At 67.4% G+C, this 23,485-nt stretch carries 21 protein-coding genes; 9 read left to right on the forward strand and 12 right to left on the reverse strand.

All coding sequences use genetic code 11. The annotated features are described in order from the left end of the window. Window positions 1-51: 51 nt before the first annotated feature. Complete coding sequence (locus tag ABIA73_RS16720; protein WP_025874104.1) at window positions 52-3,468, reverse strand: autotransporter domain-containing protein; 3,417 nt, start codon at window positions 3,466-3,468, stop codon at window positions 52-54. Window positions 3,469-3,723: 255 nt separating this feature from the next. Between ABIA73_RS16720 and ABIA73_RS16725 the strand changes: the two genes are divergently transcribed. The 6 genes from ABIA73_RS16725 to ABIA73_RS16750 all read left to right on the forward strand — a co-directional run bounded on the left by ABIA73_RS16725 (window position 3,724) and on the right by ABIA73_RS16750 (window position 9,071). Further along, window positions 3,724-5,133 carry an amidohydrolase gene (locus ABIA73_RS16725; RefSeq protein ID WP_025874103.1) on the forward strand — a complete coding sequence of 470 codons (1,410 nt, stop codon included), beginning with the start codon at window positions 3,724-3,726 and terminating at the stop codon, window positions 5,131-5,133. After that, a complete protein-coding gene (locus tag ABIA73_RS16730) occupies window positions 5,133-6,395 on the forward strand; it encodes an amidohydrolase family protein (RefSeq protein WP_354276045.1) in 1,263 nt (420 codons plus the stop codon). Before ABIA73_RS16725 ends, ABIA73_RS16730 begins: the two co-directional genes overlap by 1 nt. A 19-nt stretch (window positions 6,396-6,414) precedes the next feature. Further along, complete coding sequence (locus ABIA73_RS16735) at window positions 6,415-7,047, forward strand: 2-hydroxychromene-2-carboxylate isomerase (protein WP_354276046.1); 633 nt, start codon at window positions 6,415-6,417, stop codon at window positions 7,045-7,047. 95 nt (window positions 7,048-7,142) lie between these two features. Continuing rightward, window positions 7,143-8,084 (forward strand): DegV family protein, encoded by a 942-nt coding sequence (locus ABIA73_RS16740; RefSeq protein ID WP_025874100.1) that lies wholly within the window; start codon window positions 7,143-7,145, stop codon window positions 8,082-8,084. Window positions 8,085-8,162: 78 nt separating this feature from the next. Then, window positions 8,163-8,501 carry a hypothetical protein gene (locus ABIA73_RS16745; RefSeq protein WP_025874099.1) on the forward strand — a complete coding sequence of 113 codons (339 nt, stop codon included), beginning with the start codon at window positions 8,163-8,165 and terminating at the stop codon, window positions 8,499-8,501. A gap of 171 nt (window positions 8,502-8,672) precedes the next feature. Beyond that, complete coding sequence (locus tag ABIA73_RS16750) at window positions 8,673-9,071, forward strand: hypothetical protein (protein WP_080149858.1); 399 nt, start codon at window positions 8,673-8,675, stop codon at window positions 9,069-9,071. Between the two features lie 94 nt (window positions 9,072-9,165). Here ABIA73_RS16750 and ABIA73_RS16755 read toward each other — a convergent pair whose 3' ends face one another. From ABIA73_RS16755 to ABIA73_RS16770, 4 genes are all read right to left on the reverse strand, one after another. Beyond that, a complete protein-coding gene (locus tag ABIA73_RS16755; protein ID WP_354276047.1) occupies window positions 9,166-10,575 on the reverse strand; it encodes an efflux transporter outer membrane subunit in 1,410 nt (469 codons plus the stop codon). Further along, a complete protein-coding gene (locus tag ABIA73_RS16760; protein ID WP_354276048.1) occupies window positions 10,572-11,654 on the reverse strand; it encodes an HlyD family secretion protein in 1,083 nt (360 codons plus the stop codon). Before ABIA73_RS16760 ends, ABIA73_RS16755 begins: the two co-directional genes overlap by 4 nt. 20 nt (window positions 11,655-11,674) lie before the next feature. After that, window positions 11,675-13,204 (reverse strand): MFS transporter, encoded by a 1,530-nt coding sequence (locus ABIA73_RS16765; protein WP_223483215.1) that lies wholly within the window; start codon window positions 13,202-13,204, stop codon window positions 11,675-11,677. Window positions 13,205-13,358: 154 nt separating this feature from the next. Next, window positions 13,359-14,276, reverse strand: a complete 918-nt coding sequence (locus ABIA73_RS16770) for a LysR family transcriptional regulator (RefSeq protein WP_025874094.1) — start codon at window positions 14,274-14,276, stop codon at window positions 13,359-13,361. Window positions 14,277-14,417: 141 nt separating this feature from the next. Between ABIA73_RS16770 and ABIA73_RS16775 the strand changes: the two genes are divergently transcribed. After that, window positions 14,418-14,858, forward strand: coding sequence for a universal stress protein (locus tag ABIA73_RS16775; protein ID WP_354276049.1), 441 nt, complete (start codon window positions 14,418-14,420; stop codon window positions 14,856-14,858). 170 nt (window positions 14,859-15,028) lie between these two features. Here the strand turns inward: ABIA73_RS16775 and ABIA73_RS16780 are convergent, their stop codons facing one another. After that, window positions 15,029-16,474 carry a GGDEF domain-containing protein gene (locus tag ABIA73_RS16780; RefSeq protein WP_025874092.1) on the reverse strand — a complete coding sequence of 482 codons (1,446 nt, stop codon included), beginning with the start codon at window positions 16,472-16,474 and terminating at the stop codon, window positions 15,029-15,031. Window positions 16,475-16,701: 227 nt separating this feature from the next. Here ABIA73_RS16780 and ABIA73_RS16785 point away from each other — a divergent pair, with 227 nt between their 5' ends. Further along, on the forward strand, window positions 16,702-17,565 hold the full coding sequence (locus tag ABIA73_RS16785) for a PA4780 family RIO1-like protein kinase (protein ID WP_025874091.1): 864 nt from the start codon (window positions 16,702-16,704) through the stop codon (window positions 17,563-17,565). 96 nt (window positions 17,566-17,661) lie between these two features. On the opposite strand, the gene fghA is transcribed toward ABIA73_RS16785, so the two are convergent. The 4 genes from fghA to ABIA73_RS16805 all read right to left on the reverse strand — a co-directional run bounded on the left by fghA (window position 17,662) and on the right by ABIA73_RS16805 (window position 20,956). Beyond that, window positions 17,662-18,492: an S-formylglutathione hydrolase gene (gene fghA / locus ABIA73_RS16790; protein WP_354276050.1), complete on the reverse strand. Its 831-nt coding sequence runs from the start codon at window positions 18,490-18,492 to the stop codon at window positions 17,662-17,664. 50 nt (window positions 18,493-18,542) lie between these two features. Next, complete coding sequence (locus ABIA73_RS16795; protein ID WP_354276051.1) at window positions 18,543-19,652, reverse strand: S-(hydroxymethyl)glutathione dehydrogenase/class III alcohol dehydrogenase; 1,110 nt, start codon at window positions 19,650-19,652, stop codon at window positions 18,543-18,545. A gap of 63 nt (window positions 19,653-19,715) precedes the next feature. Then, the gene (frmR, locus tag ABIA73_RS16800; protein ID WP_005411009.1) at window positions 19,716-19,991 is read right to left on the reverse strand and encodes a formaldehyde-responsive transcriptional repressor FrmR; all 276 of its coding nucleotides are present in this window, start codon (window positions 19,989-19,991) and stop codon (window positions 19,716-19,718) included. Window positions 19,992-20,047: 56 nt separating this feature from the next. After that, window positions 20,048-20,956 (reverse strand): LysR family transcriptional regulator, encoded by a 909-nt coding sequence (locus ABIA73_RS16805; RefSeq protein WP_354276052.1) that lies wholly within the window; start codon window positions 20,954-20,956, stop codon window positions 20,048-20,050. Between the two features lie 131 nt (window positions 20,957-21,087). Here ABIA73_RS16805 and ABIA73_RS16810 point away from each other — a divergent pair, with 131 nt between their 5' ends. Further along, complete coding sequence (locus tag ABIA73_RS16810; RefSeq protein ID WP_354276053.1) at window positions 21,088-22,191, forward strand: alkene reductase; 1,104 nt, start codon at window positions 21,088-21,090, stop codon at window positions 22,189-22,191. Window positions 22,192-22,237: 46 nt separating this feature from the next. Here ABIA73_RS16810 and ABIA73_RS16815 read toward each other — a convergent pair whose 3' ends face one another. Continuing rightward, window positions 22,238-22,807, reverse strand: coding sequence for a hypothetical protein (locus ABIA73_RS16815; RefSeq protein ID WP_263930079.1), 570 nt, complete (start codon window positions 22,805-22,807; stop codon window positions 22,238-22,240). Between the two features lie 34 nt (window positions 22,808-22,841). After that, a complete protein-coding gene (locus tag ABIA73_RS16820; RefSeq protein ID WP_140393528.1) occupies window positions 22,842-23,399 on the reverse strand; it encodes a hypothetical protein in 558 nt (185 codons plus the stop codon). Window positions 23,400-23,485 lie beyond the last annotated feature (86 nt).

A 23,485-nucleotide genomic window follows, 5' to 3' on the forward strand; every position in this document is an offset into this window, starting at 1 on the left:
AGGGCGGCCCTGCGGCCGCCCTCCCGGGGTTTGCCTTGGCAACCGGCAGGCTTAGAAACGCACGGACCAACGCAGATTGGCGCCATGGTCACGGCTTTCATCGCCGAACTGGCCGGTGTAGCCCAGTTCCAGCTGCTGGTTGGCCGTCAGCCAGGCCGACAGGCCCAGTTCGGCCACCACCGCGCTGTCGGCGATCGGCGCACCGCTGACCGCGAAGGTATCGCCGCCGCTGGCAAAGCCCAGCTTGGCCATCGGGTTGCGGTCGCCCGAAGCGTGGCGATACCCCACCCCGCCGCGCACGTGCAGCCAGCTGTCCTGCTGGAACGAAGCCTTCAGACCCTTGTCAAAGCGCACACCGGCCGTAGCCAGGGTGGTGCGGCTATCGTCCACGTCACCCTGCAGGGCCGCCGCGCCACCGCGCTCGTTGATCGACTTCATGTCCACTTCAACACGTGCCACCTGCAGGTACGGCTCCAGGCCTGCCTCGCGGCCGCCGAAACGGTAACCCGCTTCGATGAAGGCCTGGCGGGTACGCCCGTCGTAGCGCGCGCTGAGCGTATCGCTGTAGCCGGCGAATGCCAGTTCGCGGGTGCTGTCGATGTCGTGCTCGCTCCACGCCAGGCCGCCACGCAGACCAAAACCGCCCCAGTTGTGGCTGGCGTATGCACCGAAGTGGGTGTTGTCGATCTTCGACTTCGCCCGACGGCCGTCCTGCTGCTTGACGTCGGTGCGGCCGGTGCCGGCCAGCAGGCCCACCTGCCAACCACCGAACTGGCGGTCCACGCCCATCAGCAGGCCGTTGCTGTTGGCCTCGGTGCGGGCAGTGTTGGCATTGCCATCCAGCGTGCCACTGCCACCGATTGCCTGCACCCACACACCGGTCGCGGCCGCTTCGTCACCGCCCGGAGAGGTCGCACCCGCACGACGCGACAGCGCCGCATCGCGGACATGGCGGCTGCCTTCGACCAGCGCGATCGACGTGGCTGCATGCAGTTCACCGCTGAGGCTGTCCAGCGCTGCGCCCACCTGCTGCGGGAACAGCGTGGTCAACGGCTTGGGCAGCCCCTGGTTGATCGCCAGCGTATCGACCACGGTAGCCACGGCATGCTGGTTTGCGGTGTTGGCCGAGCTGGCCAGCGAGTTGCCGCGGGTCACTTCAATGCGTGCGCCGGTGGCACCGTAGGCCAGGTTGAACTGCATGAACGGAGAGAACGTGCTGAAGTCGGTGATGGCGAACTGTCCGTTCACGCCGCCATCGGCACGGATGAAGTTGAACTGCTCACCCAGGTAGTAGATGCCCGGCTCCGGCAGCGCCACCAGGGTGCCGCCGAGCGTGGCGGTGCCGGTGACATGCAGCTGGTCGCTGCGGCTGCCCGGTGCCACCTCGGCCTGGTATACGCCGGTCTCTGTCTGCACGTAGTCGCCGTTGATGGTCAGCGTGCCGATGGAATTGCCCGGTGCGATGGTGCCGGCCACGGTGGTGTCCCCCAGCTGGCCAACACCCTTCAGCGTGCCCTTCTGGCCGACAAAGGTGGTGCCGCCGGTCTGCACGCCGTTGAAGGACAGCACGCCGCCATTGATGGTCAGGTTGGAACCGTCTAGCACGCCACTGACGTTGACCCGGCTGATGCCGCCCTGGGTGTTCAATGCAGTGTTCTTCAGCGTGCCGTTCAACAGGAAGGTGCCACCGGCCACGTCCACTGCGCTGGTCAGCGTATTGACGCCATCCAGTTCCAGCACGCCTTCGCGCACCACAGCACCGTTGAAGCTGTTGTCGCCGCTCAGGCGCAGCCAGCCGGCACCACTCTTGGTCAGCTTACCCGGGCCACCGATATCGTTGGTCCAGTCATCCCAGGCGTCACCTTCCCAGACCTTCAGGCCGCCGGCCTTCTGGTTCATCACTACGTTGGTATCCACGCGCAGCGAACCGTAGCCCTCGATGGCCTTGGCCAGGTTCATCAGGCCCCAACCGTAGACGTCGTCCACGCCGGCCGCACCGAGGTCGGTGGCGGTGGTCAGCAGCACGTCGCGCACCTGCGCGTTGTCCAGGTACGGGAAGCGTTCGAACAGCAGGCCCAGGGCACCGGTAACGTGGGGTGCGGCCATGGAGGTGCCGGTCATCAGATCGTAGCTGTAGGTCGGCACGCGCTCGAGCACGTCGAGCAGGACGTTGCCCTGTGAATCCTGGAGCAGCTGTGCATCCAGCGCCGAATCGGCACCGTAGACCGTGGACAGGATGTCGGTGCCCGGGGCGGCCAGGCACCAGTTGGCGCTGTAGCCGCAACGGTTGGAACTGACGTCGAGCATGTACCCGGCGGCACTGTCCTGGCGCACGTTGACCACGCTCAGCCAGTTCTGCTCGATATCGGCAAACAGGCGCGGCAGCGTGGCGTAGATTCCGGCGATCGGCGCGGCTTCCGGCGTGGCTGCGTTGGCGTTGTTGTTGCCCGCGGCCCACACCTGGATCATGCCCTTGCTGCGCGAGCCCTCGGCGAAGATGTCCAGATACTCGGCGTTGGCGGCATACAGCTGGTCCTGGGTGGCCAGATCGGTGGGCTCGTTGGTCAGCCCCCAGCTGTGGTTGACCGCACGCACGTCCTGGGCGTTCATCTGCGCGTACATGCTCTCGAACGCACTGCCGTCCGGGCCCACGCCGCCCACGGTGACGACGCGGTAGTCGCCGCCGCCCACGTCCGTCCACATCTGGGCGCTGTTGAAGAACAGCTTGGCCGCGGTCAGGTCCGCGCCGAAGGCCACGCCATGGGTACCGTTGCCGTCGCGGTTGGCCGCGATGGTGCCGGCCACGTGGGTGCCATGGGTCTGGAAGGCGATCCCCGCCTGCTGGTAGCGCGGATCAGACTCGATGATGTCGCGGATCGCCTGCGGAACGCTGTCGTCGTAGACAACGTAATCGATCGACACGTCATCGCCGTCGCTGGCGAAGCAGGCATCGGGCCCGTCGATCAGCGTGGTGTTGGTGCAGCGGCTGCCGTCGAGCAACAGATCGGCGATGCGCAGGCTGCGGTGATCCTTGCCGGCGAACTCGTCATGGTCCAGGCCCGAGCCGCTGTCGAACACGCCCAGGCGGATGCCGGCACCGGTCAAGCCACGCGCGTATGCGGCGTCGGCATTGACGGCCTGCAGGCCCCAGTCACGGTTGAATTCGCTGGTGCGCCAGCTGGCACGATCGCCGGCCTTGCCCATCACCGGCGTTTCCGGGGTGGTGGCCGGCGGTGCAACCATTGCAACCGCTGCAACCGGCGCGGCGAAGGCCGACTGCGAAGGCGCAGCGAATGCAGCCTGCAGGCTGCGCTGGTACTGGTAGCGGGACAGGTCGTCGAGGTTGCCCTGCGCCAGTGCCGGCAGGGTGGCTGCCATCAGCAGCGAGCCTACGATGGCCGATGCGAGCGGGGAAGGCAGGAAGGAACGACGGAGAGAGGTGGAGCGATACGACGTTGCAGCAGTCATCGGGGATTACGTCCTTGATTCCATGGATTGTTTCAGGTGCTGCTCCCTCATGGAGCTGTGTGGGAACACCTGCGCGGCGAGTCAGCGCGCGCTCACCCGCATGACGCTATCGGCGGGCGTCACGAGAACTTAATACATTTTTCACATACTTGATGTCGGAAAAGTCCCTACTGCGCCCCTGCCCAACGTCACTTGGCAAACCGCCGCCGTCCCGGCTAGCGTCGGTGGGTTGAACACGCTGCCAAGGGGATCTGCATGACATCGACGTTGTTGCGCGCCGGGTTGGGTCTGGCGCTGGTATCGCTGAGCACGGCGCCGGCCGTGGGCGCTTCGCGCTTCGTGGCCGATCCCTACCCGAGCACCTACCAGGCGCACCCCGATGGGCCGCTGCTGATCCAGAACGCAACGGTGCTGACCGGCACCGGCCAGCGCCTCGACAACGCCGATGTGCTGCTGCGCGATGGCCGCATCGTCGCCGTCGGCGATGCGCTGCAGGTCGATGCCAGCGTCACCCGCATCAACGCCGACGGCAAGTGGGTGACGCCCGGCCTGATCGACGTGCACTCGCACCTGGGCGTCTATCCCAGCCCCGGTGTCGGCGCGCACAGCGACGGCAACGAGATGACCGCGCCGGTCACCGCCAACGTCTGGGCCGAGCACTCGGTATGGCCGCAGGACCCCGGTTTCCAGGCGGCGCTGGCAGGCGGAGTGACCAGCATGCAGGTGCTGCCCGGCTCGGCCAACCTGGTCGGTGGCCGCGGCGTAACGCTGAAGAACGTGCCTGCCACCACCTACCAGGCGATGAAGTTCCCCGGCGCGCCGTGGGGCCTGAAAATGGCCTGCGGCGAAAACCCCAAGCGCGTCTACGGTGGCGGCAAGGGCGTGGCACCTGCAACGCGGATGGGCAACGTGGCCGGTTACCGCGCAGCCTTCATCGACGCAGCCGACTACATCGCCAAGAACAAGCCGAAGCCGGCCAAGCGCAAGGGCTGGTTCGGCAGCGACAAGGGCGACAGCGCCGGTGATGCCGGCGGCAAGCGCGACCTCAAGCTGGATACGCTCGCCGGTGCGATCCAGGGCGATATCCGCGTGCACATCCACTGCTATCGCGCCGATGAAATGGCCACCATGCTCGACCTGTCCAAGGAATTCGGCTTCAAGGTGGCCGCCTTCCACCACGGCGTGGAGGCCTACAAACTGGCCGACCGGCTGGCGGCCGAAGGCGTGTGCGGGGCACTGTGGGCCGACTGGTGGGGCTTCAAGATGGAAGCCTTCGACGGCATCGCCGAGAACATCGCGCTGGTCGACCGGCCGAAGAACAGCTGCGCCATCGTCCACTCCGACTCGCCCGAGGGCATCCAGCGCCTGAACCAGGAGGCAGCCAAGGTGATGGCCGCCGCGCGCCGCGCGCACATGCCGGAGATCGCGCCGGAACGCGCGATCACCTGGATGACCGCCAACGCCGCCAAGGCGCTGGGCATCGAGGCGCAGACCGGCACGCTGGAGGCCGGAAAGATGGCCGACGTGGTGATCTGGAACGGCAATCCCTTCAGTTCGTATGCACTGGCCGAGCAGGTGTTCGTCGATGGCCGCCGTGTGTACGACCGCAGCACGCCATCGGCAACGCCGCGGTCGGATTTCCAGCTTGGACAGGAGTTGCGCTGATGGGCATGTTGAACAAGCGCCGCCGGGCATGGCCCGGCGCTACCTTGGCTGCGCTGTTGTTGATGACAACCGCAGCCTCGGCGCAGGACCTGCTGGTGCGCGGTGCGACCGTCGCTACCGCCAGCGCACGTGGCAACGTGGAAGACGCCGATGTGCTGGTGCAGGGCGGCATCATCCGTACGGTGGGCCGGGGCCTGTCCGCACCGGCCGGTGTGCCGGTGGTCGAAGCCAAGGGCCGCATGCTGACCCCTGCCCTGTTCGGTGGCATCACCGAGATCGGCATCGAGGAAGTATCCGGTGAATCAAGCACGGTCGACAGCGCACTGAAGATCGGCGAGCAGCCGCTGCGCCCGGAGTTCGACGTGACACTGGCCTATAACCCGGCGTCCGTGCTGATTCCGGTGGCGCGCCTGGACGGCATCGGCTTCACTGCGCTGGGCGCGGCCACCGGCGGTGGCTTCGTCGCCGGCCAGGGCGGCGTGGTGCGTTTCGATGGCAGTGCCGACCCGATCGGCCCGCGCGCGCTGTTCCTGCGCCTGGGTGCTGCAGCATCTGAACTGACCGGTCAATCGCGCGCGGCGCAATGGATGCTGCTGCAGCAGATGGTGGACGAGGCACGCGGCCAGGTGGCCGCCGACTCGCCGCATGCGCTGCTGACCCCGGCCGGCCGCCGCACGCTCGCCCGCTATCTGTTCGGGCAGGGCCGCATCGTGGTGGAAGTGGACCGCGCGGCCGACATCCGCCAGCTGCTGCGCTGGGCGGCACGCGAGAAGGTGAAGATCGCCGTCGCCGGCGGTGCCGAGGCCTGGCAGCTGGCACCGGAACTGGCAGCAGCCAGGGTGCCGGTATTCGTGGACGCGCTGGGCAACCTGCCGACGACCTTCGACCAGATCGGCGCCACCCTGGAAAACGCCGCGCGGTTGCAGCGCGCGGGCGTACCGGTGGCCTTCGCCCAGCGCGATGATGCCTCGCACAACGCACGCAAGATGCGCCAGCTGGCCGGCAATGCGGTGGCCAACGGCCTGCCCTGGGCCGACGGACTGGCCGGGCTGACCCGGGTACCGGCCGAGGTGCTGGGCGTGGCCGACCAGATCGGCAGCATCGAGCCGGGCAAGCGTGCCGACCTGGTGCTGTGGGAAGGCGATCCGCTGGATGTGGCGCACTATGCCGAACAGGTCTGGCTGGGCGGCCGCGCGATGCCGATGCGCTCGCGCCAGACCGAACTGCGCGACCGCTACCTGCAGCGCAACGCGCAGCCCTGACCGTAACCAGGAGCCATCGATGCCCACCCTGCGCTGGTATTTCGACTTCGTCTCGCCCTATTCCTACCTGCACTGGCAGAAGGTGAAGCAGCTGCCGCAGTTCGGGCGCATCCAACCGGTGCCCATCGCCTTTGGTGCGGTACTGCACCATCTGGGCAACCTGGGCCCGGCGGAGATCCCGGCCAAGCGCCGCTTCATGTACCGCCAGCTGCTGTGGACTGCGCAGGCCGAGGGCACCCCTCTGCGCTTCCCGCCCGGGCACCCGTTCAATCCGCTGGCGGCCCTGCGCCTGTGCCTGGCCGCCGGTGCCAGCACTGCGGCGGTGGACGTGCTGTTCGACTGGATCTGGCGCGACGGCCGCGCCGGCGACACGGCCGAGGCCCTGCGCGAACCCGCCGCCCGGCTGGGTATCAGCGACGTAGAGGCGGCCATTGGCGAGCCGGCCATCAAGGAGCAGCTGCGACGCAACACCGAGGCGGCGATCGAGGCCGGGGTGTTCGGCGTGCCGACCCTGGCCATCGACGGCGAACTGTTCTGGGGCAACGATACCCACCCGCTGATGGCGGCGGTGCTGGACGACCCCAGCCTGCTGGACCGGCCGGAATGGCGGCAGGCGGTGGCCCTGCCGGTGGCGGTGCAGCGCAGTCGCTGAACAGGGAGCGGCGCTTTTCCCTCGCGCGCCCGGTCCCGTTTTGAGATAGTTTTCACATTTCCGAACCTACAACCGCCCTGGAGGGGGAGCCGCGGATGCGCATCGGAATCGTCGTCGACTCGGCCTGCGACCTGCCGCAGGACTTCATTGCCGAGCACAACATCGTGCTGCTGCCGATCACCGTGCGGATCGGCGAAGCGGTGCTCGCCGACCACCGCGACGAGCAGGCAACGCTCAGCTTCCTGCACGCGCACGTCGCCGAGCACGGCGCCGAAGCGGAGACCATCCCCTTCAGCGTCAACCAGATCCGAGACCTGTTCCTGCAACGCTTGGTGATCGACTACGACCATGTGTTCTGCATGACCATCACCAAGACCCGCAGCCCGATCCACGACAATGCACTGCAGGCCAGCTTCGCCATCCTCAACGACTACAAGCCGGTGCGGCAGGCGGCCGGCTTCAACTCGCCGTTCGCGCTGCGCGTGCTGGATACCCAGAACCTGTTCGCCGCCCAGGCGGTGACGGCGGTGGAAGCAGTGCGGCTGCGCGCCAGTGATGCCAGCGTGCAGCAGATCCGCGAGCGGCTGGAGGAACTGGCCGGCAACGTGCACGGCTACATGGTCACCCGCGACCTGTACTACATGCGTGCCCGCGCCCGGCACAAGGGCGACCGCAGCGTCGGCCTGCTCAGCGCCGCACTGGGCAGTGCGCTGGACATCAAGCCGGTGTTGCATGGCTATCGCGGGCAGACCGGGCCGGTGGCGAAGATCAAGGGTTTCGACAACGCCGTGCTGAAGCTGTTCGGCGTGGTCGGCCAGCGCGTACGCGCCGGCCTGATGACGCCGACCGTGTGCGTCAGCTACGGCGGCGAACTGGACGAGCTGCGTGCCCTGCCCGGCTATGCGCAGATGAAGGAGGTCTGCGCCGACCATGGCGTGACCGTGTACGAATCGGTGATGAGCCTGACCGGCATGGTCAACGTCGGCAAGGGCGCGGTCACCGTGGGCTTCGCCGATGGGCCGCATCGGTTTGAATGAAGGCCAACCGCGCTCTGGAATCTGCACATCGATTCCACCGCGCCTATGCCAGCCTAGCCGCACCTCAAGGAGATCAACATGCCTGCGCAGTACCACATCAGCCTGCCCGAACCGTCCAAGGCCCGCGGCAACGACCCCGACCTGTCTTTCCATTCGCAGGGCGCTGCCGGCTTCGCCGAAGAACTGCAGAACGCGCTGCGCAATGGCAGCCTGTTCGAGCGCTGGCGCGACAAGCAGCCGGACCCGGATGCGGTGGAGCCGCAGTGGGGCGCGACCGATCCGGAGGCCACCGTGACCGGTGAGCAGAAGGACCTGCGCATCAACCTGGTGGCCACCACCCGCATCGACAGTGACGTGTTCAAGCAGCGCCTGCGCCTGCTGGCCGGGCACCACTGGGAACTGCGCGACGTGCGTTGAGTTCCGGCTCTGGTAGGCGCCAACCTTGGTTGGCGCTTTCCTGAAGGCTGCCAACCAAGGTTGGCCACTACCGGCTTCACCTTGCCGAGCTGCCGGCCAGCGGCCGGCACTACCCGGCATCTGGGTGTGCTGGTATCGTGCCGCCGCCAACGGTGACCGCACGGATTGCACATGGACCCCAAGCTGAAAGCGCTCATCGAGCAGACCAACCTGTCGGACCTGCTGCCGTCGGCGACTCAGGACATGGACCTGCAGCAACCGGTAGCGCCGCCGGAACCCGCAAAACCGCAGCCCGCCCGTTCCACCAACGATGCACTGCAGGTGCATTTCGGTGGTACCGACATGGTCGGCAAGCTCGCCAATGCGCCCACCAGTGGACGGATAAAGACCTTCGCCATGATCCTGCTGGGCGGGCCGACCATCGTGTTCGGCCTGCTTCTGCTGGGCATGGTCTGGACCGAGCCGGGCAAGTCAGTGTTCGCGCTGGTCTACGGCACGGTCATCGCAGCGGTGTTGATCGGTATCTGGCCTTATCTGCTGTTCCGCAAACGCGAAAAGCCGGCGGCCTGACGCGGGCTGCCTGCCAGGATAGTGCCGGTCGCTGGCCGGCAACTCATGCATACGGCATCTGCAGGCCAGCGGCCGGCACTACCCATCCTGCGCCTTACCAACCGCCGCCCAGGGCGCGATACAGCTCTACGCGTGCAATCGCGGCGGTCGCCTGGCTGTTGGCCAGCGCGGCCTGGTTGTCCAGCGCGATGCGCTGGGTGCTCAACACATCCAGCATGTCGACCACGCCGGCCTGGTACTGCCGACGTGCCGCACCCAGCGCCGTCTCGCTCTCATCCACCGCCACGTGCAGCTGCGCGGCGCGCTGCTGTTCGGCGGCATAGCCGTCGATGGCATCGTCCACTTCATGCCAGGCCTGCAGCACGGTACGGCGGAACTGCAGGGCCGCCTGTTGCTGCTGCAGCCTGCTCAACGCCAGGTTGGCCTTCAGGCGTCCGCCCTGGAAGATCGGCAGGCTGATCGACGGGCCGATACTGAAGCGATGCGCGTTCCAGCCATCCAGATCATCCAGCTGCCTGGCCTGGAAACCGGCATCGCCATTCAAGGTGATGCGCGGCAGGAAGCTGGCCTTGGCCACGCCAATTCCCGCCGTGGCAGCATGCAGTGCAGCCTCGGCACGGCGGACATCCGGGCGACGCTCGGCCAGTTCACTGGGCACGCCCACCGCTACGGTCGGCAACGCGGCCCAATCGCGGCGCGCGCTCTGCAGCTGCGCATCCAGCGCCTGCGGCGGCTGTGCCAGCAGGAATGCGAGTGCATTGCGCAGCTGCGATTCGCGGTGCCGCAGCGGCGCGATGCGGGCCTGCAGCGAAGCGACCTGCGCCGCCGCACTGGAGACCTGCAACGTGCTGGCCACGCCTTGGCGCTGGCGCGCTTCGGTCAGCCGCTTGATGTCGTGGGCGATGCTGAGGTTATCCTCGGTGATGGCCAGCAGCTGGCGCGTCGCGCGCAACTGCAGGTAATCACGCGCGGTCTCGGCCAGCAGCGCGATGCGCACCGCGTGTGCATCTTCCTCAGCCATCTGCACGCGTGCGTCGGCCGCTTCCACCTGACGGCGTACGCGTCCCCACAGATCCAGTTCCCAGCTCATGCCGATGCCGGCCTGGAACAGCCCATAGTCATCGCGACCGCCATTACCGGACGGATCGTTCAGGCCTACCTCGCTGTTGCGCGCGCGTACGCCACTGGCAGTGGCGCCGACGCTGGGCAGCCGGTCGGCCGCGGTGACGCCACGCGCGGCGCGGCTCTGCTGCACCCGGTTGGCGGCCAGCTGCAGGTCGAGATTGGCCTGCAGTACCTGCGTCGCCAGTTGCCCCAGCAGCGGATCATCGAAACCGGACCACCAGCTGGCGTCGTCATCCAGCGCAGCTGAAGCCACCGCTTCGCCCTGCCACTGCGTGGGCAGGTCGGCCTGCGGGCGCACGAAGTCCGGTCCCAGCGTGCAGGCGGTCAACGCCGTGCACAGTGCCGCTGCAGCCAGTCCACGCGGGAATACGCGGATCATGCGCCTTCCCCGCCCGTGCGGTGCCGCTCGCGCTGCGCGCTCTGCACCCGCTGCGGACGCTGCAGATCCACGCTGGCTTCCACCGACATGCCGGCACGCAGTTGGCCCAGCAATGCCTGCTCCGGCTCCAGCACGATCTTCACCGGAATGCGCTGCACCACCTTGGTGAAGTTGCCGGTCGCGTTTTCCGGCGCCACCGCGGCGAACGTCACCCCCGTGGCCGGGGCGATGCTGTCGATATGGCCGCGCAGCCGCGTGCCGGGAAATACATCCACCGTCAGTTCGACCTGCTGCCCCGGCTGCATGCGGGTCATCTGCGTTTCCTGGAAGTTGGCGACCACGAAGGCCCGCTGCAGCGGCACCACCGCGGCCACCGGCGTGCCCGGGGTCAGGTAGGCGCCGACGCGCACTGCGCGGCGTCCCACCACGCCATCGATCGGTGCACGCAGCTCGGTGTGCGAAAGATCCAGTTCGGCGCGCGCCTGTGCGGCTTCGGCACGCTGCACGGCCGCCTGTGCGGCCTGCACCCCGGCAGCGAGGATGTCAGTGCGCTGGCGTGCGGTCGACAACGCGGCCTGTCCCTGTTGCAGATGTGCACTGGCCACGGCCTGCTTCGACTGCGCCTGCTGCGCGTTCTGCACGGTACCGGCACCGTCGCGGGCCAGCTCGCGGTAGCGCTGCTGGTCGGCGCTGGCCAGGGTCAGTTCGGCGCGGCTGACATCCACACTCGCCTGGGCGTGTTCGATCAGCGAGCCCTGCTGTGCCAGCGCCGCCTGCGCGTTGGCCAGCTGCGCGCGCGCATTGGCCACGTCGGCGCGGGCGGCCAGCAACGCGACCTGGTAGTCGCGGTCATCGATGCGGGCCAGCACGTCACCGGCCTTCACCGCCTGGTTGTCTTCCACGTTCACCGCGCTGACAAAGCCGGCGATCTTCGGTGCGACTACGGTGTAATCAGCAACTACATAGGCGTTGTTGGTGGTCTGGTGGCGGCCGTCGCGCAGCAGCAGCCAGGCACCACCGGCCAGAAGCAGTACGCCCAGGCCGAGGCCGGCGTTGAGATACGTTCGATTGATCGTCATGGGGGATTCCTGCGAAGGGATCAGGCCACGGCACGTGGCGGATGGATGCGGGTGGGCATCCAGGCAATGAGGGGAATGAAGGCCAGCGCGACCAACGCGACCAGCAGGTAGAGATCGGCCGAGGTCAACGCCTGCACCTGCGCATGCAGGCGCGCGCCAAGCTGCGGCCCTTCGGCCAGCCACGGCTGTTCGCCAAGTCGCTCGACCAGCACGGTGGAGTGGAAATGGCGGCGTCCCTGCGCGACCGCTTCCAGCACGCCGCTGGCCAGCACCGCAGCAAAGCCCTTGACCGTGTTGAACCACGCCGAGGCAAAGGGACCGTCCTGTGGCGCCAAGCCGCCGGTGGCCAGCATCAGCAGCGGCAGCACCGCCATCGGCTGCGCAAACACCTGCAGCAGCTGTACCCACAGGAAGTTGTCGCGTATCCAGCTGACGTCCAGATGCGCGCCCAGCCAGCAGGCCAGCGCCAGCAGGGCCAGGCCGGTGGCCTGCACCCAACGGCAATCGATCACACGGATGTTCAGCAGTGCGGCGACCAACGGCAGCGCGATGACCTGCGGCACCGCCACCCACAGCAGCATCGGCGCGGTCTGTTGCGGGCGATAGCCCTGCACGCTGGCGAGGAAGCCGGAAGGAATGGAGATCACCGCCAGCAGCACGAACAGCACGCCACCGAGGGTGATCAGCGAGTAGCTGAGGTTGCGGTTGGCCAGCAGCTGCAGCTTGAAGAACGGCAGTGGATGGAACCACTCGTTGATGAAGAACAACACCAGCAGACCCGCACCGCCCCCCAGCATCAGCGTGATCAACGACGAGTCGAACCAGTTCAGGCGCGGGCCCTGCACCAAACCCAGTACCAGCAGCACCAGCGCCGGCAGGCCGAGCATCAGGCCGACGCCGTCGAACTGTGCGAAGCGCTCCAGCCGCAGGGGATCCTGTGGCAGGCCCCAGCCGACCATCGCCATCGCCGCCAGGCAATACGGCACGATCTGCCAGAACGCCCAGTGCCAGCCCACCTGCTCCACCCAGAATGCGGCCAGCGGAGTGCCCATGCTCGGCCCGAAGGTGGCGGTCAGTGCGTAGGCGGCCAGGCCGTACAGCTTGATGCCCGGCGGCAGGAAGCGCAGCGCCACGCTCATCAGCAGCGGCGGCAGCGCGCCCCCACACAGGCCCTGCAATGCGCGCAGCAGCAGAAAGGTCTGCAGGTTGGGGGCGAGCGGGCACAGCACGCCCAGCACCATGAAGCCGCCGATCATCGCCAGCGCAAAGCGGCGCAGCGAGAAGGTGGCTGCGCACCACGGTGCGAATGCCATCGCGCTGACCGACATGGCGCTGTACAGCGCCACGATCCAGCTGCCGTCATCGACGCTGAAACCCATCGCACCGCGGATGTCGGCCAGCGCGACCTTGGTGACGTTCTCGTTGAAACCCGACACCAGCACTGCCAGCAGCACACCGCACAGCCCAACCAGGATGCGCCGGTCGAAGCCGGGTGCAGCGACGGGCCGGGGCGCTGCCGGCGCCGCGGGCATGGCGGCCGGCGTGCTCACTGCCGGCTGCCGATCCGTGCAGTACACGGCATATATGGAGACATTGGATTGCGCTCAGTGAAACTTTCGGGAGCGCAGTCTAGAAAGGCCGTTGCCTGCGAAAAATGGCGTGCCCGGCATCGCAGGCGTGCGTCCGGCGCACGCCCGCAGGCAATCAGTGGTGGGCCGCCTCGACCGAATCGCACATGCCCTTGATCGCCCGCCGCAGCCACTGGTGGGCCGGGTCGTTGTCCATGCGTGGGTGCCAGGCCTGCACCAGCGCTACGGTCCGCACCGGCACCGGCAGCGGGAACATCCGCAGCGGCAGGCCCATGCGGGTGATGCGGTCGAGCATCACGCTTGGCATCTGCGGCAGCACCAGGTCCGAATCGGCGGCAGCAAAGATCGCGCCATGGAAGGTAGGGATGACCACCGCCACCCGCCGTTGCAGACCAAGCGCTGCCAGCTCTTCGTCGATCGGGCCATGCGCAAGCCCGCGCCGGGACACGGCGATGTGGTCGCACGCGGCGAAGCGCTCGACACTGATGTCGCCGTCGAACAACGGATGATCCTCGCGTGCAGCGCCCAGCAGCGAGGTGGTGAACAGGTGCTGCACCTTGGTTTCCGGGCTGTGCTTGCCGGCCGTGCTGATGTACAGGTCGATCCGCCCCTGCACCATCGCATCGTCATCGGTATCGCCTTCGGGCACGAAGCGCAGCATGCAGCGCGGTGCCTGCTGGCGGAAGACATCACGCAGGCGGCCGCCATAGCTGCCGATGAACACATCGTTGGCGCGCACGCTGAACGTTCGTTCCAGCGTGGCCATGTCGACCTCGCGGCCCGCATTGAACACGCGGTGTGCCTGCTCGATCACATCGCGCACCTGCTCACGCAGTTCCAGCGCGCGTGGCGTGGGGGCGAGCCCACGGCCGGCGCGCACCAGCACCGGATCACCCAGGGCTACCCGTACCCGGCCCAGGGTACGGCTCATCGCCGGCGCACTGAGATTCATCCGTCGCGCAGCGGCCGCCACGCTGCATTCGTCGATCAGCACATCCAGTGCCAGCAACAGGTTCAGGTCCGGCAAGGGCATGGCAGTCTCCCGCAAATGGGATGACTCTACTGCAATCCAGATCATCCAGAATTGCGTTGTACGCACGCATTGACTGCGGCGCACGGCATGGGTGCGCGCGACGACATCAGCGACCATCAGCGCCCTGCAAAGGAGCTTTCCATGTTCAACACCCTGCTGGTCGCGCTTGATGGCGGCCCCCAGCACGACCGCGTGCTGGACCTGGCCGCCACCATGGCCGGCCCCCGCAGCCGCCTGCACCTGCTGTGCGTGCTTGACCCCGAATTCGCACTGGCCGTTGGTGCCACCGATGCCGACCGCCGTGAGTATCCCGCCGCCGCCCGGCAGCAGGCGCATGCCGAAGCGGTACTGGCCGACGCCCTGGCCGAGCTGCGCGAGCGCGGCGTGGACGCCATCGCACAGCTGCCTTCCGGCGATCCTGGCGAAGTGATCAGCGCGCAGGCGCGTCGCCTGCAATGCGACCTGATCGTCATCGGCCACCGCCATCTGTCACGCCTGCAGCGCTTGTTCGAGCCCTCGGTGGGGCAATGGACGATCGACCATGCGCCTTGCCCGGTGCTGGTGGAAACACGTGATCCGTAGGTATCGCCACCTTGGCGAGGTACTGGCCTGCGGCGGCCTGACGCGGGCTGCCTGCCAGGGTAGTGCCGGCCGCTGGCCGACAACGCCTGCGCCTGCTGGATCCGACCGGGCGGTCGCGCCAGCGCCGATCAACCACGCACTTTCCTGCCGTGGCAGTCGCGCAGCCATGCTCAACAGTCCAGCGTGTCGTGCGCGCCCCCGTCGTCGTCCAGCACGTGTGCGTGCAGGATCACCTGGTTGCGGCCCGCACGCTTGGCCGCGTACAGGCCGGCATCGGCATCGGCCAGCAACTGTTCGGCGGTGGCCAGCGCCGGCGGATGCAGGTAACCCACGCCCACGCTGATGCTGACCCGGCCTTCCGGCAGCGGCAGCGCTTCCACCGCCTCGCGCAGGCGCTCGGCCAGCGCCAGCACACCCGACAGTGGGCTGCCGGGCACGATCACCGCGAATTCCTCACCGCCATAGCGCGCCACGCTGTCGGCCGCGCGCCCGGCGGTGGCCTGCAGCACCGCGGCCACCGCCTGCAGGCAGCGGTCGCCGGCAGGATGACCGTGCTCGTCGTTGAATGCCTTGAAATGGTCGATGTCCACCAGCAGCAATGCCAGTTCGCTGCCGCTGCGTCGCGCCCGGTTCCATTCGGCCAGCAGCAGCGTATCGAACTGACGGCGATTGGCTACGCCGGTCAGGCCATCCTGCCGCGCCATCTGATCCAGGCCGGCCTGTCGTTCCAGCAGGTCGAGCTGCAGCAACGTGCTGCGCAGGCTGAAGCCCAGCGTTGCCACCACGAACCCGGTCAGCGCCAACGGCCGCGCGTGGTCCACCACCAGGGTGCCGACCACCAGCAGCAACAAGGGCAGGATGATCGGTCCACCGGCCTGCACCAATCGCAGCAGGCGAGGATGCAGCACGAAGCCCGGTGCGGGTGCCTGACGCAGCGCCAGCAGCGCCAGCAGCAGGAACGGCAGGTCGATCAGCAGATCGTTGTAGGCGCCGAACGACTGCTCGGCGGTGTAGTGATTGATGTAGAACGCAACCAGCAGATAGGACAGCGCATACAGCGCCAGCGCGCGGTAGAAGCTGCGCCGTTCAGGCGCATCGCCGGCGACCCAGCGCACCACCGCGAAACCGGCGATGCACAGGTTCTGGATGTCGAACATGCGCTGCATGTGCGCCATCGCCTGGTCGTCAATATCGATGCGGTCGGCGAAGGACTGGGTATGCACGAAGAACAGCACGCCCAGCAGGGCGGCCATCACGCCGTCGATCAGACTGATCATCCGGCGTTCGCGACGGGCGCGGGCCAGGATGAACACCAGCGGCACGCCGTACAGCACATACAACAGCAGGCTGGCGCGCGGGGTGATGTTGGCGCGGTCGGCGCCCAGCGCATCGATCATGTTGAAGGCCATGCCGCCGGCCCAGAGCAGCAGTGCCAGTGCCGTGGCGCGCCAGCCCAGCGCGGCGCGGTCCCGCTGGCCACGCCACAGGCAGGCGGCCGCGGCCAGTAGCGGCGCGGCGGTGAGAAACACGAACGAGCTACCGCCGGCCGGGCCCGGCCAGAACGCCACGGCCAGACCGTGGCAGACCACGAACAGCAGCGCCAGCGCAACCGGCATGCATCCCCCATCGGCAAGACCGTATGGCCGCACGATAGCGCGCCGCGCCGCCACGGTGGCGTGATCCACTTTGGAAAATCCGCGACGGTGGCAGCCGTCTCGTGGGACGGTTGCCCAGCGACGCTCGCGGGCCAGCCGGGAAGCCGCTGGGCAGCCGCGACCTGTAAAATGCGCAGATTCCTCCCCATTCTGGCCAGCGCGTCCGCGCCGGCCGCCCCAGAGATCCCGTGAAAACCCCGGAAGGACTGCGCGCCCTGATCGACGACGGCGTGATCGATGAAGTTCTACGCCCGCTCAAGAGCGGCAAGGAAGCGGCCGTGTACGTGGTACGCAGCGGCAACGAGGTGCGCTGCGCGAAGGTCTACAAGGACATGGCCCAGCGCAGCTTCCAGCAGCGCGTGCAGTACCAGGAAGGTCGCAAGGTGCGCGGCAGCCGCGAGGCGCGTGCGGTGGGCAAGGCCAGCAAATACGGCCGCAAGCAGCAGGAAACGGCCTGGAAGAACACCGAGGTGGACGCGCTGTACCAGCTGCGCGATGCCGGCGTGCGCGTGCCCGAGCCGTACGGTTACTACCACGGCGTGCTGGTGATGGAGCTGGTCACCGATGCCGACGGTTTCTCCGCCGCGCGCCTGGGCGAGGTGGAGCTGGAGCCCGAGCAGGCCCGCCAGTTCCACCAGACCCTGGTCCGCCAGGTGGTGCGCATGCTGTGCTGCGGCCTGATCCATGGCGATCTCTCGCCGTACAACGTGCTGGTCGGTCCCGATGGCCCGGTGGTGATCGATTTCCCTCAGGTGGTCAGTGCGGGCGGCAACAACGCCGCGCGCAGCATGCTGCTGCGGGATGTCAACAACCTCACCGCCTACCTGGGCCGTTTCGCGCCCGAACTGCTGGACAGCTGGTATGGCGAGGAAATGTGGGCGCTGTTCGAGGCGGGCAGCCTGCTGCCGGACAGTGAGCTCACCGGCACCTTCGTGCACGATGAATCCACCGTCGACCTGGACAGCGTGCGCCACGCCATCAACGATGCGCGCGAACAAGCCTTGATCCGCCAGCAGGGCCGTGAAGCGGCGGAAGAAGAAGACGACGTGTAAGCGCCACGCCATGCGTGGCGGCTGGCCGCCGTAGCGTCGAGCTTGCTCGACTGTTCCCAAGGCAATGCCGGCCAGCGGCCGGCACTACCGTCAGGGTCAGACGTGCAGCGCCCGGGCGTGGTGCGCGATGTGCTCGCCGATGAAGCTGGCGATGAAGTAATAGCTGTGGTCGTAGCCGGGCTGCAGGCGCAGGCTCAGCGGATGACCGGCAGCATCGCAGGCCTGCTGCAGGCGCTGCGGCTGCAGCTGGCTGTGCAGGAACTCATCCCCCTCGCCCTGGTCAACCAGCAGCGGCAAGCGCTCGCCGGCGTGGGCCACAAGTTCGCAGGCATCCCACTGCGCCCAGTCGGCCGGGTTGTCACCGAGGTAGGCGGCGAATGCCTTCTGCCCCCACGGCACGTGGCTGGGTGCCACGATCGGCGAGAACGCCGACACGCTGCGGTAGTGGCCCGGGTTGCGCAGCGCAATCACCAGCGCGCCATGGCCGCCCATCGAATGGCCACTGATGCCCCGTGCGTCGGTTGCCGGGAAACCCGCCTCGATCAACGCCGGCAGCTCGTGAGCGACGTAGTCGTGCATGCGGTAGTGCTTGGCCCACGGCTGCTGTGTGGCGTTGAGATAGAAACCCGCGCCCTTGCCCAGGTCATAGCCGTCGGCATCGGCCACGTCATCGCCGCGTGGGCTGGTGTCCGGGGCGACGATGATCACGCCGTGCTCGGCCGCATAGCGCTGCGCGCCGGCCTTGGTGATGAAGTTCTGCTCGGTGCAGGTGAGTCCGCTCAGCCAGTACAGCACCGGCAGCTTCCGGGTTTCGGCCTGCGGCGGCAGGTACACGGCGAACTGCATGTCGCAGCCCAGCGTGGTCGAATGATGGCGGTAGACATCCTGCCAACCGCCGGCACAGGCGCGGTGTTCGATACGTTCCATGAGGTTTCCTCCCGAGGGACGGCAGGCAAGCGCCTGCCGCCCGGCGCGGCTCAGTAGTGGACGACCGAACGGATCGACTTGCCTTCATGCATCAGGTCGAAGGCGTCGTTGATCTTGTCCAGGTCCATGGTGTGGGTGACGAACGGGGCCAGCTCGATATCGCCCTTCATCGCGTCTTCGACCATGCCCGGCAGCTGGCTGCGGCCCTTCACGCCACCAAACGCGGTGCCCATCCACTTGCGGCCGGTGACCAGCTGGAACGGGCGGGTGGAGATTTCCTGCCCGGCACCGGCCACGCCGATCACCACGCTCTGGCCCCAGCCACGGTGGGCGCATTCCAGCGCCGCACGCATCACGTTGACGTTGCCGATGCACTCGAAGCTGTGGTCCACACCCCAGGTGGTCATCTCCACGATCACCTGCTGGATCGGCTTGTCGAAGTCCTTCGGGTTGATGCAGTCGGTGGCGCCGAATTCGCGGGCCAGCTCGAACTTGGACGGGTTGGTGTCCACCGCGATGATGCGCCCGGCCTTGGCCTGGCGCGCACCCTGGATGACCGCAAGGCCGATGCCGCCCAGGCCGAACACGGCCACGCTGTCGCCTTCCTGCACCTTGGCGGTGTTGTGCACCGCGCCGATGCCGGTGGTCACGCCGCAGCCGAGCAGGCAGACATGCTCCGGGTTCGCTTCCGGGTTGATCTTCGCCAGCGACACCTCGGCAACGACGGTGTATTCGCTGAAGGTCGAGCAGCCCATGTAGTGGTAGATCGGCTCGCCGTTGTAGCTGAAGCGGCTGGTGCCATCGGGCATCACGCCCTTGCCCTGGGTGGCACGCACCGCCACGCACAGATTGGTCTTGCCGCTCTTGCAGAACAGGCATTCACCACATTCGGCGGTGTACAGCGGAATGACGTGGTCACCCGGCTTGACGCTGGTCACGCCCTCGCCCACCTCCACCACGATGCCGGCGCCTTCATGGCCCAGCACCACCGGGAACAGGCCTTCCGGATCATCGCCGGACAGGGTGAACGCATCGGTGTGGCAGACACCGGTGTGGGTGATCTTGACCAGCACTTCGCCCGCCTTCGGCGGGGCGACGTCGATCTCGACGATCTGCAGCGGCTGGCCGGGACCAAAGGCGACGGCGGCACGGGATTTCATGATGGCACTCTCCAGAAAGGGCTTGCGGAAAACAGGATGCGCGGCGCTGTGTCGCGCCGTCGTTCATTTCAGGTACGAGCGGATCAACGCGCTCATGTCGCGCACGCGTTCGGCGCGTTGTTCATCGGAGGCGGCGGGCTGGCCGAACTCCTCGCGCAGGTGCGCTTCCATCACTTCGGACATCAGGCCGTTGACCGCGCCACGGATGGCGGCGATCTGCTGCAGCACCGGCCCGCAGTCGGCGCCGGCTTCCAGCGCGCGGTCCAGCGCATCGCACTGGCCGCGGATGCGGCGCACGCGGGCCAGAACCTTCTTTTTCTCTTCGGGAGAGTGCGGCATCGTGGGCCGGCCTCGGAACTATACTGGGGGATAGTATACAGGAGCCGATCCGGACCTCAATCGAACGCCCCCTCTGCGGCCAGCCGGGTCAGCTCTTCCACCACGTAACGCACCTTCGGCCGCAGATGCCGCGTCTGTGGCCACAGCGCGTGGATGTCCACATGGTGCTGCGTGCAGTGGTCCAGTACCGACTGCAACGCACCGGATTCCAGGTGATGGCGCACCAGAGACATCGGCATCTGGCAGATCCCCAACCCGGCGATCGCCCCCTCGATCACCGCATCGCCATCGTTGAGCTGGTGCGTGGCACTGGGGATGAAGCTGCCGTTGGTGCCCTCGCTGCCGATCCGCCACGCCACTGACTGGCCATGACGGAAGCCGACCACGCTGCGATGGTCGCGCAGTTCGTCCAGCGTCTGCGGCACACCATAGACCTGCAGGTAGGCCGGCGACGCGCAGGTCACCAGGCGCTGGCTGGCCAGCTTGCGCGCGACCAGGTGCTCGGCGTGATGCAGCCCGCCAAAGCGGATCAGCAGGTCGATGCCCTCTTCCACCGGGTCAACGAAGTGATCGGTGAAGGTCATCGTCAACTGCAGGTCCGGGTGTTCATTGCACATGCGCAGCAGTACCGGCAGCACCACCAGCCGCCCGAACGAGGACGGCATGTCGATGCGCAGGCGGCCGCTTGGCAGATGCGCAGCCGAGCCCAGGCAGGCTTCGGCCGCCGCGATTTCATCCAGGGCCGCGGCGCAGGAGGCGTAGTACGCCTCGCCGTCGGTGGTCAGCGCGATGCGCCGGGTGGTGCGATGGAACAGGCGCACGCCCAGCCGCGTTTCCAGCCGGGCGATGGCCTTGCCGACCGCCGAGCGGGAGATGCCCAGCGCGTCGGCGGCCTCGGTGAAGGTGGCCGAGCGCGCCGTGGTGACGAAGGTCGCCAGGCCATTCAGGGATTCCACGGGAAGCATCGGCAGGCTCGCTTATTGGGGACAGATTGTCCCGCCTGACGGGAAATCTACCGCCTTTATGTGCCCGCATGTCAACTCCATCATGGTGCTGTCGCGCCGTTGGCGCCCTCCCCCGCTCCGAGATGACTGACATGACCGCCGCCCTGTTCCGCCCCTTCGACCTCACTGGACTACCCCTGCACAACCGCATCGCGATGGCGCCGATGACCCGCGCCCGCAACCCCGGCGCCGTCGCCAATGCGCTGACCGCCCAGTATTACCGGCAGCGCGCCAGCGCCGGCCTGATCATCAGCGAAGGCACGCCGGTGTCGGCGCAGGGCCAGGGTTACATCGACGTGCCGGGCATCTGGTCGGCCGAGCAGGTGGCCGGTTGGACGCTTGTCACCGACGCCGTACACGCTGCGCAGGGCGCGATCTTCGCGCAGTTGTGGCACGTCGGCCGCATGTCACACGCCTCGCTGCAGCCCGACGGCGGCCAGCCGGTAAGCGCCGGCACGCGGCCGGTGGCGAGCGATCCGAAGAACACCTCGTTCGTGTACCTGGACGACGGCAGCCGTGGCCATGCCGATCCGACGCCGCCGCGTGCACTCAGCACGGAAGAAGTGCCGGGCATCGTCGCCGACTTCGTGCAGGGTGCCGACAACGCGATCGCCGCCGGCTTCGATGGCATCGAACTGCATGCGGCAAACGGCTATCTGTTCGAGCAGTTCCTCAACCCGGTCACCAATGACCGGCAGGACGTGTACGGCGGTTCGCTGCGCAACCGCGCGCGGCTGATCCTGGACACCGTGGATGCGATGGCCGCGCGCATCGGCGCGCACCGCATCGGCGTGCGCCTTGCGCCGAACAGCCAGGTCTTCGACATGCCCGCCTATGCGGAAAACGAAGCCAGCTATCTGTACCTGGCCGAGGAACTGGGCAAGCGCGCGCTGGCCTATGTGCATCTGAACGACAACTACCTGCACGGCGCACCGGCGATCGGCGAGGCCTTCCTCAAGGCCTTCAAGCAGGCCTATGGCGGTACGGTGATCCTGGCCGGCGGCATGACCCGCGAACGCGCCCTGCGGCTGGTCGAGGAAGGCATCATCGATCTGGCCGCCTTCGGCCAACCGTTCATCGCCAACCCGGATCTGGTCGAGCGCCTGCAGCGCGATGTCCCGCTGGCCATCCCCGACCGCAGCACTTACTACGGCGGCGGCAGCGAGGGCTACCTCGACTACCCGCCGGCCCCGTAGATCCACGCCACGCGTGGATGCGGCGCGCCATTCGCCACCGAACACATCACGGCGCCTTCTCGACCTTCGTCGAGTCCGAATCAAAGGTCAGCACACGGGTGCTGATCTCGCCCTTGGCCGAGTCCTTGCGGCTCAGCTCAAGCCGCCCCTGGTTGCCCTGCGCCACCAGGCTGGCGGCAAAGCTGCCCTCGTTGGACAGTGCCGTGATCACGGCGGTGCCATCGGGCGCGACTCTCATGCCCGCCCGATCGCGAACCTTGTATCCCACGCCAACCGGTGCATCCAATGCCATTACCGCGCTGCCGTTGGCCATGGTGCCGATGCCACCGCGCTCATCGCCCTTCGCATCGTAGATGGTCATGCCCGTTGCACGTGAGTTGCGGGCAATGTCACTGGCATCCTCGGCAATCTGCACGCGCGTGCGCCCTTCACTGTCGAGCACGGTCAGCTTGTAGGTACGGATCTCCGGCACTACGCCGGCATCGGGCGTGGCTACGCTGGTCCCGATCAGGGCCAACGATGCGCCCAGCGCGAACATCGAGGCAGCAAGCAGATTCCTGCGGCGCAGCCTGTGTTCCAGGCGTTCCAAGCGTACGGCTATATCCTGCTCATGCATGTTGCGCTCCCTGTTTGCGCCTGTGGTTGTTCCGTCACCTGCTATCAGCCTCCACGTGGATCACACGGGTGGATGCTCCGCCTTCGGTGGAATCCACGCGGCTCACCTCCAACTGTCCTTCCGCCCCCTGCGCGATCAGCTTGGCGGCAAAGCCCCCGGCGTTGGACAGGACACCGATGAGCGCCGAACCGTCCGCTCCCACTTTCATTCCGGCCCGATCTGACACGCGATAGCCGACACCACGCGGCGCATCCAGGGCAACCGTAGCGCTGCCATCGTCGGCGGTGACCATGCCTCCGCGTTCCTGTTCATTGCCATCGAAGATGATCAACCCCGCCACCCGGGCGTTGCGCTTGATGTCCAGATCCGGCGCGTCCTCACCGATCTCCACCCGCTTGCGCCCTTCCTGATCAAGCACGATCAGGCGTTGGGTGCGGATCTCCGGAACAATGCCGACCTCCGGCCTGGCAAATCCGCGACCAGCCAGCACAATCGACATCAATAGGACGGGGGTAGCCACCAGCAGCCAGCGCCATCGGCCTGCCCGTCGCTCCAGCCTGCGTACTCGCGCTTCCACTTCCAGATCCCGCATGGAATCCTCCCTGGCAACGAGGCCACCGATCGCAACGACCGGGCACTCCGATCCTGAACTACAGTTCGATCCTAGACCGCACATCC

Source organism: Stenotrophomonas sp. 2694 (assembly GCF_040548715.1).
Lineage (GTDB): Bacteria > Pseudomonadota > Gammaproteobacteria > Xanthomonadales > Xanthomonadaceae > Stenotrophomonas > Stenotrophomonas indicatrix.

Excerpts from the sequence above, each read along its gene's own strand:
- ABIA73_RS16720 (WP_025874104.1), bottom strand. The coding sequence starts at position 3,468 with ATGACTGCTGCAACGTCGTATCGCTCCACCTCTCTCCGTCGTTCCTTC.
- ABIA73_RS16725 (WP_025874103.1), top strand. The coding sequence starts at position 3,724 with ATGACATCGACGTTGTTGCGCGCCGGGTTGGGTCTGGCGCTGGTATCG.
- ABIA73_RS16730 (WP_354276045.1), top strand. The coding sequence starts at position 5,133 with ATGGGCATGTTGAACAAGCGCCGCCGGGCATGGCCCGGCGCTACCTTG.
- ABIA73_RS16735 (WP_354276046.1), top strand. The coding sequence starts at position 6,415 with ATGCCCACCCTGCGCTGGTATTTCGACTTCGTCTCGCCCTATTCCTAC.
- ABIA73_RS16740 (WP_025874100.1), top strand. The coding sequence starts at position 7,143 with ATGCGCATCGGAATCGTCGTCGACTCGGCCTGCGACCTGCCGCAGGAC.
- ABIA73_RS16745 (WP_025874099.1), top strand. The coding sequence starts at position 8,163 with ATGCCTGCGCAGTACCACATCAGCCTGCCCGAACCGTCCAAGGCCCGC.
- ABIA73_RS16750 (WP_080149858.1), top strand. The coding sequence starts at position 8,673 with ATGGACCCCAAGCTGAAAGCGCTCATCGAGCAGACCAACCTGTCGGAC.
- ABIA73_RS16755 (WP_354276047.1), bottom strand. The coding sequence starts at position 10,575 with ATGATCCGCGTATTCCCGCGTGGACTGGCTGCAGCGGCACTGTGCACG.
- ABIA73_RS16760 (WP_354276048.1), bottom strand. The coding sequence starts at position 11,654 with ATGACGATCAATCGAACGTATCTCAACGCCGGCCTCGGCCTGGGCGTA.
- ABIA73_RS16770 (WP_025874094.1), bottom strand. The coding sequence starts at position 14,276 with ATGCCCTTGCCGGACCTGAACCTGTTGCTGGCACTGGATGTGCTGATC.
- ABIA73_RS16775 (WP_354276049.1), top strand. The coding sequence starts at position 14,418 with ATGTTCAACACCCTGCTGGTCGCGCTTGATGGCGGCCCCCAGCACGAC.
- ABIA73_RS16780 (WP_025874092.1), bottom strand. The coding sequence starts at position 16,474 with ATGCCGGTTGCGCTGGCGCTGCTGTTCGTGGTCTGCCACGGTCTGGCC.
- fghA (WP_354276050.1), bottom strand. The coding sequence starts at position 18,492 with ATGGAACGTATCGAACACCGCGCCTGTGCCGGCGGTTGGCAGGATGTC.
- ABIA73_RS16795 (WP_354276051.1), bottom strand. The coding sequence starts at position 19,652 with ATGAAATCCCGTGCCGCCGTCGCCTTTGGTCCCGGCCAGCCGCTGCAG.
- frmR (WP_005411009.1), bottom strand. The coding sequence starts at position 19,991 with ATGCCGCACTCTCCCGAAGAGAAAAAGAAGGTTCTGGCCCGCGTGCGC.
- ABIA73_RS16805 (WP_354276052.1), bottom strand. The coding sequence starts at position 20,956 with ATGCTTCCCGTGGAATCCCTGAATGGCCTGGCGACCTTCGTCACCACG.
- ABIA73_RS16810 (WP_354276053.1), top strand. The coding sequence starts at position 21,088 with ATGACCGCCGCCCTGTTCCGCCCCTTCGACCTCACTGGACTACCCCTG.
- ABIA73_RS16815 (WP_263930079.1), bottom strand. The coding sequence starts at position 22,807 with ATGCATGAGCAGGATATAGCCGTACGCTTGGAACGCCTGGAACACAGG.
- ABIA73_RS16820 (WP_140393528.1), bottom strand. The coding sequence starts at position 23,399 with ATGCGGGATCTGGAAGTGGAAGCGCGAGTACGCAGGCTGGAGCGACGG.